General features: G+C 57.2%; 11 protein-coding genes. 10 read left to right on the top strand and 1 reads right to left on the bottom strand.

Features of this window, described 5'->3' with window-relative positions:
* Positions 1-25 precede the first annotated feature (25 nt).
* The 10 genes from U2949_RS06125 to U2949_RS06080 all read left to right on the top strand — a co-directional run bounded on the left by U2949_RS06125 (position 26) and on the right by U2949_RS06080 (position 11,439).
* The gene (locus U2949_RS06125; protein ID WP_321286674.1) at positions 26-1,198 is read left to right on the top strand and encodes an amine dehydrogenase large subunit; all 1,173 of its coding nucleotides are present in this window, start codon (positions 26-28) and stop codon (positions 1,196-1,198) included.
* Position 1,199: 1 nt separating this feature from the next.
* A complete protein-coding gene (locus U2949_RS06120) occupies positions 1,200-1,742 on the top strand; it encodes a MauE/DoxX family redox-associated membrane protein (RefSeq protein WP_009462709.1) in 543 nt (180 codons plus the stop codon).
* A 9-nt stretch (positions 1,743-1,751) separates the two neighbouring features.
* Entirely contained in the window at positions 1,752-2,393 is a 642-nt protein-coding gene (gene mauD, locus U2949_RS06115) for a methylamine dehydrogenase accessory protein MauD (RefSeq protein WP_009462707.1), read from the top strand.
* Positions 2,377-2,925 (top strand): aralkylamine dehydrogenase light chain, encoded by a 549-nt coding sequence (locus U2949_RS06110; protein ID WP_021447059.1) that lies wholly within the window; start codon positions 2,377-2,379, stop codon positions 2,923-2,925. The genes mauD and U2949_RS06110 overlap by 17 nt, the downstream gene beginning before the upstream one ends.
* A gap of 138 nt (positions 2,926-3,063) precedes the next feature.
* Positions 3,064-3,564, top strand: a complete 501-nt coding sequence (locus U2949_RS06105) for a cytochrome c family protein (protein WP_021447058.1) — start codon at positions 3,064-3,066, stop codon at positions 3,562-3,564.
* Between the two features lie 110 nt (positions 3,565-3,674).
* Positions 3,675-4,631: an AraC-like ligand-binding domain-containing protein gene (locus U2949_RS06100; RefSeq protein WP_026484065.1), complete on the top strand. Its 957-nt coding sequence runs from the start codon at positions 3,675-3,677 to the stop codon at positions 4,629-4,631.
* 115 nt (positions 4,632-4,746) lie between these two features.
* Complete coding sequence (locus tag U2949_RS06095) at positions 4,747-5,550, top strand: hypothetical protein (RefSeq protein ID WP_257724120.1); 804 nt, start codon at positions 4,747-4,749, stop codon at positions 5,548-5,550.
* 31 nt (positions 5,551-5,581) lie between these two features.
* A complete protein-coding gene (gene hemE, locus U2949_RS06090) occupies positions 5,582-6,658 on the top strand; it encodes a uroporphyrinogen decarboxylase (protein WP_026484067.1) in 1,077 nt (358 codons plus the stop codon).
* A 285-nt stretch (positions 6,659-6,943) separates the two neighbouring features.
* On the top strand, positions 6,944-9,037 hold the full coding sequence (locus U2949_RS06085) for a primosomal protein N' (protein ID WP_321286670.1): 2,094 nt from the start codon (positions 6,944-6,946) through the stop codon (positions 9,035-9,037).
* Positions 9,038-9,363: 326 nt separating this feature from the next.
* A complete protein-coding gene (locus tag U2949_RS06080; protein WP_026484069.1) occupies positions 9,364-11,439 on the top strand; it encodes a UvrD-helicase domain-containing protein in 2,076 nt (691 codons plus the stop codon).
* Positions 11,440-11,754: 315 nt separating this feature from the next.
* Here the strand turns inward: U2949_RS06080 and U2949_RS06075 are convergent, their stop codons facing one another.
* Positions 11,755-11,991, bottom strand: coding sequence for a hypothetical protein (locus U2949_RS06075; protein ID WP_022983381.1), 237 nt, complete (start codon positions 11,989-11,991; stop codon positions 11,755-11,757).
* Between the last annotated feature and the right edge of the window lie 555 nt (positions 11,992-12,546).

Genomic DNA, 12,546 nt, shown 5'->3' with positions numbered 1-12,546 from the left:
GGACGCCCATGAGGAGAGACATCCAATGAAGTCTAAATTTAAATTAACGACCGCCGCCGCCATGTTGGGGCTGATGGTACTGGCCGGTGGCGCGCAGGCCCAGGACAAGCCGCGCGAAGTTCTGACAGGTGGTCACAGCGTGTCTGCCCCGCAGGAAAACCGTATCTACGTCATGGACTCGGTGTTCATGCACCTGACCGAAAGCCGTGTGCACGTTTATGACTACACCAACGGCAAGTTTCTGGGCATGGTACCCACCGCCTTCAACGGCCACGTGCAGGTGTCCAACGACGGCAAGAAAATCTACACCATGACCACCTATCACGAGCGCATTACGCGTGGAAAGCGCTCGGATGTGGTGGAAGTGTGGGATGCCGACAAGCTGACCTTCGAGAAGGAAATTTCCCTGCCACCCAAGCGTGTGCAAGGTCTGAACTATGACGGCCTGTTCCGTCAGACGACGGACGGCAAGTTCATCGTGCTGCAAAACGCCTCGCCAGCGACCTCGATTGGGATCGTGGACGTGGCCAAGGGTGATTATGTGGAAGACGTCACAGCTGCCGCCGGTTGCTGGAGCGTAATCCCCCAGCCCAACCGCCCACGCAGCTTCATGACTATTTGTGGCGATGGTGGCCTGTTGACCATCAATCTGGGCGAGGATGGCAAAGTCGCCAGCCAGTCGCGCAGCAAGCAGATGTTCTCCGTGAAGGACGATCCGATCTTTATCGCTCCCGCCCTGGACAAGGACAAGGCTCACTTCGTGTCCTACTACGGCAATGTCTACAGTGCGGATTTCAGCGGTGATGAGGTCAAGGTAGATGGCCCCTGGTCCCTGCTGAACGACCAGGACAAGGCCAAGAACTGGGTGCCCGGTGGCTACAACCTGGTGGGTCTGCATCGCGCCAGCGGTCGCATGTACGTGTTCATGCATCCCGATGGCAAGGAAGGCACTCACAAGTTCCCTGCTGCCGAGATCTGGGTCATGGACACCAAGACCAAGAAACGCGTAGCCCGCGTGCCCGGACGTGATGCCTTGTCCATGACCATTGATCAGCAGCGCAATCTGATGCTGACCCTGGACGGTGGCAATGTGAACGTCTATGACATCAGCCAGCCTGAACCCAAGTTGCTGCGCACCATTGAAGGCGCCGCAGAAGCATCCTTGCAAGTTCAGTTCCACCCAGTTGGGGGTGTCTGATATGGACCCGGTCCTGACCTACGCCAGCCTGGCTTGCTTGGCCGTGCTGATGGGACTGGGGGCGCTGGATAAACTGCGTCACTTCAGCCTGTTCGAGGCAGCCGTTGGCGGTTATCGATTGTTGCCGGAAGTGTTGTTACGACCGTTCAGTGTGCTGTTTGTCGCTGCCGAGGCCTTGAGTGCGCCTTTGCTGCTGTGGCCAGCCAGTCGTTCGCTGGGGGCGGTTCTGGCCTTGTGCGTCCTGCTGGTCGCCACCAGTGGCATTGTGATGAACCTGCTGCGTGGCCGCCGCGATGTGGATTGCGGCTGCTCCGGGTTGGGTGAATCCTCCGGTGGTCTGTCCTGGTGGCTGGTGGCTCGCAATGCCTTGCTGGCTGCGCTGGCCGTGGCCAGCGGTGACTGGGCCATCAGCAGCGCCCGTGAATTGGTCTGGGTGGACGGTTTGACCTTCTTTGGTGCCACCTTGGCCTTGCTGGGCCTGTACTATGCGGCCAACCAGCTGATCGAATCCCATCTGAAATTCCAGAAAATGCAGAATTCTTAGGAGACCTAAATGACCGCTTTAATGATTTCCAACGTCATTTTATGGGTAATCGTACTGGCCCTGGTGCTGGTTGTACTTGCCCTGTCGCGCCAGATTGGCGTGTTGTATGAACGGGTTGCCCCCATGGGCGCCCTGACCATGGACAAAGGCCCACAGGTGGGTGATGCCGCTCCCGTCATGGAATTGCAGGACCTGCGCGGTCGTGCCGTTACCGTCGGCGTGGCTGGTCCGCGTAGCCAGTTGATTTTCTTCATGTCGCCTACCTGCCCGGTGTGCAAGAAGCTCTTGCCGATTCTGAAGTCCATTCAGGGCTCGGAAGGTCAGTGGGTAGATATTGTGCTGGCCAGTGATGGCGAGATGCCCGAGCATCTGGCTTTCTACCAGAAAGCACAACTGGACGCCTTCCCTTACGTCCTGTCCACACAGCTGGGCATGGGCTTTCAGATCAGCAAACTGCCTTACGCCGTCCTGATCGACGAGAACGGTGTGGTGCGCGGCAAGGGTCTGGTCAATTCGCGTGAACAGCTGGAAAGCCTGTTTACCGCCAAAGACCTGGGCGTGGCCTCGGCGCAAGAATACTTGGCCGGTGACTCGGGCATGAAGCAAGTGCAGGTATCACGAAAGGAGAACGTCAATGCGTTGGCTGGATAAATTTGGGGAGAGCCTCTCCCGTTCTGTGGCCCACAAGACTTCGCGTCGCAGCGTGCTGCGCTCGGTGGGCAAATTAATGGTCGGTTCGGCCTTTGTGTTGCCTGTATTGCCGGTGGCTCGCGCCGCCGGTGGTGGTGGCAGCAGCAGTGGTGCCGATCACATCAGTCTGAATCCCGATCTGGCGAATGAAGACGAAGTGAACTCCTGCGACTACTGGCGTCATTGTGCGGTGGACGGGTTCCTGTGCTCTTGCTGCGGTGGCACGACCACCACCTGCCCTCCGGGCTCGACGCCTTCGCCCATCTCGTGGATTGGCACCTGCCACAACCCGCATGATGGCAAGGACTACCTGATCAGCTACCACGACTGCTGCGGCAAGACCGCTTGCGGCCGCTGCCAGTGCAACACGCAGACCCGTGAGCGTCCTGGTTACGAGTTCTTCCTGCACAATGACGTGAACTGGTGCATGGCGAACGAGAACAGCACCTTCCATTGCACGACATCGGTACTGGTTGGCTTGGCTAAAAACTAAAAAAGCCCGTCGGGCTGCCAGGATTACGGGGGGAGCGGTCCTTGAGACGTCAGTTCTCTTCCGTATGGGCAGTCCCCAGGGTTTGCATAAGGTGCCGGGCGGCCAGGATGGCGTCCGGCCACTTAAGGAGGCATCACTGTGTGGACATCTTTGCGCCTGGCCTGTTTGGGCGCCGTACTCCTGGCGTTTACGCCTTGGGCCCATGCCCAAGAAGAGATGGCCGGAACGGGCGATTACCTGCAAAGTTCGCAGGCTTTCAAAGACTATATGCTGCAATGCGCAGGTTGCCATCGTTACGATGGCCAGGGCCTGACGCATCGGGGCATCCCCAATTTCAACCAGTCCATTGGCTTGTTTACACGCCTGCCAGCTGGACGGGACTATATGATTCGGGTGCCCGGTGCCTCGCAGTCGCAACTGGATAATGCCGATCTGGCTCGTGTGCTGAACTGGATTGTGGCCAAGTTCAGTCCGGAAGAAATGACACCCGATTACCGACCCTTTACCTCGGCCGAGGTAGGGGCATCGCGCCGGCATCGTTTTGATGATGTACTCAAGGCGCGTACGGAGCTAACCGTCAAGATGAACAGTATGGGTCTGGAGCCTGCGCCCTACCTGTACGGCTCCATGGATCGCTGATACAGCGGGTTAACGACCGTAGACGCTTGAATTTTTTAGGGCTATAAGAAAGGGGGCATATTCTGCCCCTTACCCCGATCAATTGTGTTGGCCGAAAGGGCACTCAGGCAATGTCTATGTTATTGCGCACTCCCTCTGCTTCTTTCAAGAGCCTGGCTGCTTGGCAGGAAGTGGTGTGCGCGTATTTTGTGCCCTTGGAGGTTCAGCCGGATTCTCGCCGTGGTTTCTCCAACCGGGCGGCAACCGATCGCATGGGTTCGGTCGATGTCATGGAACTGTGTACCAGCGCGCAGCGCGTGCGTCGTACCCAGGCCTTGGCCAGCCGCGCCGAGCAGGCACTGTACAAGGTCACCTTGCAGATCAGTGGCAGCAGCCAGATTCAGCAGGATAATCGCAGTGGCATCTTGCACGCCGGGGAGTGGGGCATTTATGACACCACCCGCCCTTACGAAGTGGCCGTACAGGATCAATCCCATTTTCTGGTCTTGCAGTTCGAGGAAGAGCGTTTGCTGCCTTGGTTGCCCTGGCTAAGCGATGCGGTGGCCCGCTCGTTCTCCGCCACGACAGGTCCGGCCCGAATTGCCATGGATATGCTGCGTTTGGGTTTGCAGGAGCGCGGGCACTTGTCGCCCTCGGCCTTGAGCGAACTGTCTCAAACCGTGATTCGCATGATGGCTCTGAGCCTGGCCGATGGCCGTCCGGTGACGACCGAGTCCGCCCTGGACGAAGTGCGGCGCGGGCAACTGCTGCAAATTCAGCAATACGTGCAGGACCATCTGGGTGATACCGGTTTGAATGCCCAGTCCCTGGCGCTGCAATTTCGCATTTCACGCCGCTATCTCTACAAGCTGTTCGAGCTGTGCGGGCAAGCGCCTGCCGACTACATCATGGCCGCCCGTCTGGAGCGCGCCTGTCAATTGCTGGTGGACGGCAAACCCGGTCGGCAGATCAGTGAGCTGGCCTGGCAAATGGGCTTTTCCGACGCGGCCGTGTTCAGTCACGCCTTCCGGCGACGCTATGGCGTATCGCCCAGCGAATGGCGTCGCAGCCGTATTTGCGGCGATTAAGTACAGCTACGTAGACGCAACTCCGACTTATCGCAGACGGGTCGGATTTCTATCCTAGAGGCTCATGATTATGGGGCGGCCGGTGTGGTTCGCCCGGCTTCTCAAGGACAGTCTTATGCGTCTACACCTCGATTGTGCGTTGCTGCACACCCAGCCATCGTGGGCTCAGAATTTACTGGCCATCATCCCGCCTTGCGAGCGTTTGCAGCTGCATGTTCTGCAGGCGCCACCACCGCCCCGTCCCGATCAGGAGTATTTGTTTTTGCGCAGCGCATCGGCCTTGCTGCTGCGTTTTGATGCCTGTCTGATTCCCATTGAAGCGGCCACCCTGATTCACGTGCGCCGAGCCTTGTCGGCAGCCCAAGGTCATTTGCCAGTGCCAGTCTTTGGTTTGCTGCGGGGTGCCATCAAGGCCGCGGCCCTGACAGACCTGCTGGAACTGGGCCTGGCAGACTACGTGCGCGAGCCTTTATGCCTGGACGATTTGCGTGCCCGCATCAATCGTCAGCGTTTGCAGACCTCTTCCCACGCTTTGAATGAACCGGGGCTGCCGGGTCGGATACACTATAGGGTGCAGGAAAACCAGGATCTGGTCCTGCACCCCGGCCCAACGGAGCAGCGTCTGTCGCAAACGATCTTGCAACAGGAAGGGACAACGCTGGAAGCCTATGCCGCTGCGGTAGCCTCGCGCTACGCCAGCAGCCAGGAGTCTTTCAAAGTAGCCAAGGGACGGATAGTGGCCCGCTTCGAGCAGGCTTATATCCATGCCGCCCTTGATCGCCATAGCGGCAATATCGCCATGGCGGCCCGCTCCGCGCAAAAGCACCGGCGTGCTTTCTGGGCACTGATGCGCAAACACCATATCGATGCAGCACGCTTTCGATCCGCGTCAAACCCAGACGACGAACACGATGGTTAAAATTAACAGGCATTTTTCAATAGGGATTGCCGTGTCTTTACCTCAATTAAAAAACGATGTCTTCCTGCGCTCGCTGTTGCGCGAACCTGTGCCTTACACCCCCATCTGGCTGATGCGTCAGGCCGGGCGTTATTTGCCTGAATACAATGCCACCCGTGCTCAGGCTGGCTCTTTCATGCAACTGGCTCAGAATCCCGAGTTTGCCTGCGAAGTAACCTTGCAGCCCCTGCGTCGTTTCGATCTGGATGCCGCCATTCTGTTCTCGGACATCCTGACCGTGCCACACGCCATGGGTCTGGGTCTGGATTTCGTTGCTGGTGAAGGCCCGCGTTTTGCCCGTCCTGTACGTAACGAAGCCGATGTCATGGCGCTGGAAGCGCCGGACATGTCCAAGCTGCAATACGTGTTTGATGCCGTATCCCTGATCCGCAAGGAACTGGACGGCAAAGTACCGCTGATCGGCTTTGCCGGCAGCCCCTGGACCATCGCCTGCTACATGGTGGAAGGCCAGGGCTCGGACGACTACCGTCTGGTGAAAAGCATGATGTATCAGCGTCCGGACCTGATGCACCGCATGCTGGAAATCAACGCCCAAACCACCTGCGACTACCTGAACAATCAGATCCGTGCCGGTGCACAGGCTGTGATGCTGTTCGACAGCTGGGGTGGTGTCTTGTCCGACTCCCTGTTCCAGGAGTTCTCCCTGGCCTACACCCGTAAAGTGGTTGATGGCCTGATCCGCGAGCATGACGGCAAGCGCGTTCCTGTCATCGTCTTTACCAAAGGCGGCGGCATGTGGCTGGAAGATATTGCTGGCTGTGGAGCTGATGCCATGGGTGTGGACTGGACGGTGAACCTGTCCCGTGCGCGCGCTCGTATTGGTGACAAACTGGCCTTGCAAGGCAATCTGGACCCCATGACCATGTTCGGTGGCGAAGAAGCCATCCGCCGTGAAGCCCGTCGCGTTATTGATGACTTTGGCCCTGTAGGTCAGGGCGGTCACGTGTTCAACTTCGGCCACGGTATTTCGCGTTTCACAGACCCGGAAGCTGTGGGCATTCTGGTCGACGAAGTGCACTCCTACAGCCGTCGACACCACAGCGTTTGATAGCCTTTGCGCACGGGCTGTCGCAGCTTGTGCGCAAAGTTATGCACACAGACAGGGCTGGGTTTGAGGTCTTTATATTTAAGGTTTAATTTCAATACCCAGTTTTAATTAGTTGATTTCTCTGCGTTTTATCCTTATTTCAGAGATATTGAAAATTAAATTGTATCTGTGCTTGCTTCTTTGTATTTTTTGTCCATGTCATTTTCCCCAAAGTTATCCACAGGTCGCTAAGCTCTTGACTTATCAGGCTTTCAGCCAGGCCAGCCCTTTTTTGAACCACCATCCATGACCGCCACTCCTGACGCTATTTCTGCATCGGCAAGCACCGGACCTTTCTGGCTGCATGTGGCTTTGGACGTTCCCCTGGATGGGGTGTTTGATTATCAGCACCATGAGCCCGTCCTGATCGGACAGCGGGTCATTGTGCATTTTGGGCGGCGGCAGATGATAGGCGTGGTGGTGGCTTTGCCTGAGCAACCTTCCTACCCGCCCGAGCAGGTCAAAGCGATCGATCAACTGCTGGATGACTTGTCGCCCTTCCCGCAGGACTGGTTGCGGATGGCGCGCTTTGCGTCTACCTACTACCACCGCCCGCTGGGCGAGGTCATGATGCCGTCCTTGCCAGGGCCTTTGCGCAAACCCTCTGCCTATCTGGGCAAGCGTTCCGCTGGTGGTCCGGTATTGCGCATGGCCAAGCGCAAGGAAAAGAAGGTGGAGCCGGTGGACAGCGACGTCCTGCCCGTGCTCAATGCCGAACAGCAGGCTGCGGTAGATGGCATTGTGGCGGCCAAACCCGGTAGCTGCATGTTGCTGCATGGCGTAACGGGTAGCGGGAAAACCGAAGTCTATATGCGGGTGCTGGAGCAAGTGCTAGCCGCCGGTCGGCAAGTCCTGTTCATGGTGCCCGAAATCAATCTGACACCTCAGTTCGAGCAGGTCTTGCGTGCTCGTTTGGCGCGCGTCTTGCCCGGCGATGTGCTGGCTGTCTTGCATAGCGGTCTGTCCGAAGGTGAACGGCTGCGCTCCTGGTTGCGCGTCAACAGTGGTCAGGCGCGTATTTTGTTGGGAACACGGCTGTCCATTTTTACCCCCATGCCCGAGCTGGGCCTGATTATTGTGGACGAGGAGCACGACGCTTCTTACAAGCAGCAAGATGGCTTGCGTTACTCTGCTCGGGATCTGGCCGTGTGGCGTGGCTACGATCTGAAAGTGCCGGTGGTATTGGGTTCAGCCACCCCTTCGCTGGAAAGCTGGAATCATGCCCGACAAGGGCGCTATAGCCTGTTGAGCCTGCCCAAGCGTGCGCGAGAGGTTTCCTTGCCCCGAGTGCGTCTGGTCGATACCCGCCATTTGCGCCTGGAGTCGGGCTTTTCTCCCCAACTGCTGGATGCGCTGGAAGCATGTCTGGAGCGCGGCGAGCAATCGCTGGTTTTCATCAACCGACGTGGCTACGCGCCTGTGCTGCATTGCGCCTCTTGCGGCTGGCTGTCTCAATGTCCGCGTTGCACGGTGTACACCGTGCTGCATAGGCAAAACGGCTTCAAGCACAATCTGCAGTGTCACCACTGCGGCTATCAGGCTCCTGTGCCGCGTGCTTGCCCAGATTGTGGTGATCAGGACTTGCAGCCCATGGGCCGGGGTACCCAGCGTATTGAAGAGTTTCTGGGCGAGCGTTTTCCGAATGCCCGACTGGTGCGTATCGACGCGGACAGCACCCGCTTGAAGGGCAGTGCGCAGCAATTGTTCGAGCAGGTGCATGCGGGTGAAGTGGACATCATGGTGGGGACGCAAATGGTCGCCAAGGGCCATGACTTCACCCGCTTGAGCGTGGTGGGTGTGCTCAATGCCGATGCCACCTTGTTTGCCCATGATTTCCGTGCACCCGAGCGCTTGTTTGCCCAGTTGATGCAGGTGGCTGGGCGGGCCGGTCGCCATACCGAAGGGGCGGATGTCATCATCCAGACGGGCTACCCGGAGCAGGCCGTTTATCAAAGTCTGATCAAGCACGATTACATAGGCTTTGCTCAAAGCGCCTTGAACGAGCGCGAGTCCGTGGGCTTGCCGCCTTTTGCCTATCAGGTGCTTCTGTCTGCCGAAGCGCCGCAATTGGCAGATGCGATTCGATTGCTGACCCAGGCACGTCGTTTGCCTGAAGAATATCCGAATGAATTTCCGGGCGCGGATCAGGTTTTCCTGTACGATCCCGTGCCCTTACGTGTTTTGCGCGTGGCCAAGGTGGAGCGCGCCCAGTTGCTGTTGGAAAGCGCCCATCGTCCGGCCTTGCAAGCCTTTGTGCGCTATTGGGGACCCCAGGTCGCGCAGTTGGCCAAGCAGCATAAAGTGCGCATTACGATTGAGGTCGATCCCCTCGAGATTTAAGATTCTTCAGGCTCATGTATATGCAGGACGGTAGGAGCATCTTCAGTACATCAGGGTGTATCCTTGTGCGCTATGCAGCTATGCAGCTATGCAGCTATGCAGCTATGCAGCTATGAGCCAATAGCCATGAAGCTGTGGAGCGATGGCTGTAGGGTGATGATTGCTCTGCCGTTGCCATGCCGCTGAACCTCGCTGCTGCTGTGTCTCTGTGTCAGCCTTTCGCTTGTCATCAAACCGCACTCGGCCTGGCTGGGATGTCACTTTTAGTTCTGCACGTTGTTTGGCGTTGAACCTCGTTTTCTTGCCTAGTATTCACTGATTCCACCATGTCCACCTCCGTAACTACTCCAGGCCATACCGTCCCCACCGACCTGAACGCCATGCAGCGTCAGGCCGTGTTGTATATGGATGGGCCCTGTCTGGTGCTGGCTGGAGCCGGTAGTGGCAAGACGCGAGTCATTACGCAGAAAATCGCCTATTTGCTGCGCGAGTGTGGGTACACGGGCCGACAAGTGGTCGCACTGACCTTTACCAATAAAGCCGCGCGTGAAATGAACGAGCGGATTCGCGCCCTGGTAGACCCCAAGCTGCTGCGAGGGCTGACCGTCAGTACCTTCCACTCTCTGGGCCTGCGCATGTTGCGTGAAGAGGCGCAGCATGTGGGTTTGAAACCCCGCTTTTCCATTCTGGATTCCAATGATGCGCTTGCCATCATTCAGGAGCTGCTGGCCACGACAGACAAAGGGCGTCTGAAGTCCGTCCAGCAGGAAATCTCCTTGTGGAAAAACGCCTTGATGGGGCCGGACGATGCGGAGCGTGCCGCGAACTCTCCCAGCCAGATCGAGGCGGCCCGTATTTACCGCGACTACGCCGCCACCTTGATTGCCTATCAATCAGTGGACTTTGATGATCTGATCCGCCTGCCTGCGCAGTTGATGGAAGAGAATCAGGAAGTACGCGAGCGCTGGCAGCGTCGGGTGCAGTATCTGCTGGTGGACGAGTATCAGGACACCAATCTGTGCCAGTACCGCCTGGTGCGTTCTCTGACTGGTCAGCGCAATATGTTTACTGTGGTGGGGGATGACGATCAGGCCATTTACGCTTGGCGTGGCGCTACTGTGGAGAATCTGGCGCAGCTTCCTAGCGATTATCCTGATCTGAAAGTGGTGAAGCTGGAGCAGAACTATCGTTCGGTGCAGCGCATCTTGCAGGCCGCCAATAATGTCATTGGCAATAATCCGGTGGTGTTCGGCAAGAAGCTCTGGTCTGATCTGGGCTTTGGGGAGCCCATCCAGGTTCACGTAACGGACGACGAGCAGAACGAGGCCGATTCGGTGGCCATGCGTATTTCGGCTGAGCGCTTCGAGCGTCAGGCCGAATGGCGGGATTTTGCGGTGTTGTACCGGGGTAATCATCAGGCTCGAATTTTCGAGCAGGCGCTGCGTAATCTGCGTATTCCCTACACGATCTCGGGTGGGCAAAGCTTCTTTGACAAGGCCGAGATTCGCGACATCCTGTCTTACTTGCGGATCGTTGCCAACGAGGATGATGATCCCGCCTTCATTCGTGCTGCTACCACGCCCAGACGCGGGATTGGGCAGGCAACCTTGCAGGTATTGGGCCAGTTCGCGGCGGAGCAAAAGCTGTCCTTGTATTCGGCCGTTTCTCAAATCGCTCTGACGGACCGTTTGCCCGAGCGCCAGTTGGAGCCTTTGAGTGTCTTTGCTCAGTTTATTGGTCGTATTCAGCAACGGGCAGACCGGGTAGAAAGCGAGCAGGAAGGGCATGACACGGCCGTCAGCGAATTGCTGGACGAGCTGCTGCGGGCCATTGATTACGAGCGCTATCTCTACGATATGTTCGACGAACGCCCGGCGCAGACGCGTTGGGAAAACGTGCTTGAATTGATTACCTGGCTGAAGTCCAAAGCGGCGGATGACGAACTGAGTCTGAATGATCTGGTGCAGCGAGTTGCCCTGATCACCATGCTGGAGCGGGGCGAAGACGAAGACCCGGATGCGGTGAAGTTATCCACGCTTCATGCCTCCAAGGGTCTGGAGTATCCGCATGTGTTCTTGGTGGGGGTGGAAGAAGGTCTGTTGCCGCACATCGGGCGCGATGACGAAGATATAGACCCGGATAAGGAAGCCGATATTCTGGCCCAGCGTATTCAGGAGGAGCGACGTCTGATGTACGTGGGGATTACGCGGGCTCAACGTAGCTTGCGTTTGAGCTGGTGCAAGAAGCGCCGGCGTGCACGTGAAAATCTGGTGCGGGAGCGGTCTCGCTTTATTGATGAGATGAAGATCGAAGACCCGGGTGCGCAGGAGGATCCGGCACAGGCGGCGTTAAGTCCCAAGCAGCGGCTGGATATGCTGAAGAACTTGTTGAACAAGTCTTGAGTAGTTTTTCTTGATCAAGGGCGATTGAGTTCTGGGCCTATGTTTTGTCAGGGGCCTTAGTTTTGAAGGCCAGCTTTTGCTGGCCTTTTTTATGTCTTGCGGCGCTGGATGAAGCGTTCACTTGTCGTGATCTTTGGAGGGGAGTACGCTGTGAGGTGCTTGCGTTCAGTGAGTCAGGGTCATGGGCGGTGCATGAAGGTGCGCCCTTGGAAAGGTGGCTTGGGCGAACGCAGAAAAAACAAAAGCCTGCTAAATCAGCAGGCTTTTCAACATCAAGCGGTGTTTTGCTTGAGCGTTACGACGGTGATGCGTGGCTTACCAGTAGCTGGCCGACATGCGGGAATCGCGGATGCGGGCTTCGTTCAAGGCACGGGTCAGTTCGACCATGTACTTGAACACCACGTTTGCGGCTTTGGAAACTTGTTTGGCCGCTGCTTTGGTCAGTGCAGTTAAAGACACGGATTCACCATTCTCCAGGGCATGCTGCATTACCCCACGCTCAACAGCATCACTCCAGTGAATGTAGTGCGAGTAAGTGGTCATGGTAGACATTTGCTTTCCCTTTAAGGTGAAGGTCTAAGTTACGAGTCCTCATTATAGGGTTTTCCCTAGTCTAAAAGCAAGGGTAAACCCTAGGGGTTGGGGTGGCTTGTGGTTTTTAAGGGAAAACCCTGGGTTTTCGGGGAATATTTTTTGGAATCAGGTGGTTAGGGGAGTGGGTTTGGGGTGAAGTGGCTTCCTTGCGGCAGCCCTTGCTGGCTGGGGACTGGGTCGGAGCGGAAGCTTGCCGGTGCTGCGCACCGGTACCCTTGTCAGGGGCTGTTGTAGGGCGCACCTTGAACTCGTTCGGTGGTTTGTCCCCCGGACAAACCACAAGCGCCGAACTCAAACAGCAAGGTGCTTGCATCCCTACAACAGCCCCTGACGGCGGCAAGCTCCCTGAATGCTCCAACCCAGTCCCCAGCCAGCAAGGGCTTCAGAATGGAGACAGCCAACAGCCAACAGCCAACAACCCACAACTAATCGCTCTGGCTGCTTCTTGCTGCAATCCATTGCCAGGCAAATAAAGCTGGCAGATATGGATGAAAGGCTCGTAGGCTAGTTGCA

The sequence above is a fragment of the Alcaligenes phenolicus genome (assembly GCF_032063905.1).
Taxonomy (GTDB): domain Bacteria; phylum Pseudomonadota; class Gammaproteobacteria; order Burkholderiales; family Burkholderiaceae_B; genus Alcaligenes; species Alcaligenes phenolicus.
The sequence above is the reverse complement of the archived record's forward strand: the minus strand, read 5'-3'. Positions and strand labels throughout refer to the sequence as shown.

Excerpts from the sequence above, each read along its gene's own strand:
- U2949_RS06110 (WP_021447059.1), top strand. The coding sequence starts at position 2,377 with ATGCGTTGGCTGGATAAATTTGGGGAGAGCCTCTCCCGTTCTGTGGCC.
- U2949_RS06080 (WP_026484069.1), top strand. The coding sequence starts at position 9,364 with ATGTCCACCTCCGTAACTACTCCAGGCCATACCGTCCCCACCGACCTG.
- U2949_RS06100 (WP_026484065.1), top strand. The coding sequence starts at position 3,675 with ATGTCTATGTTATTGCGCACTCCCTCTGCTTCTTTCAAGAGCCTGGCT.
- U2949_RS06075 (WP_022983381.1), bottom strand. The coding sequence starts at position 11,991 with ATGTCTACCATGACCACTTACTCGCACTACATTCACTGGAGTGATGCT.
- U2949_RS06120 (WP_009462709.1), top strand. The coding sequence starts at position 1,200 with ATGGACCCGGTCCTGACCTACGCCAGCCTGGCTTGCTTGGCCGTGCTG.
- U2949_RS06125 (WP_321286674.1), top strand. The coding sequence starts at position 26 with ATGAAGTCTAAATTTAAATTAACGACCGCCGCCGCCATGTTGGGGCTG.
- U2949_RS06095 (WP_257724120.1), top strand. The coding sequence starts at position 4,747 with ATGCGTCTACACCTCGATTGTGCGTTGCTGCACACCCAGCCATCGTGG.
- U2949_RS06085 (WP_321286670.1), top strand. The coding sequence starts at position 6,944 with ATGACCGCCACTCCTGACGCTATTTCTGCATCGGCAAGCACCGGACCT.
- mauD (WP_009462707.1), top strand. The coding sequence starts at position 1,752 with ATGACCGCTTTAATGATTTCCAACGTCATTTTATGGGTAATCGTACTG.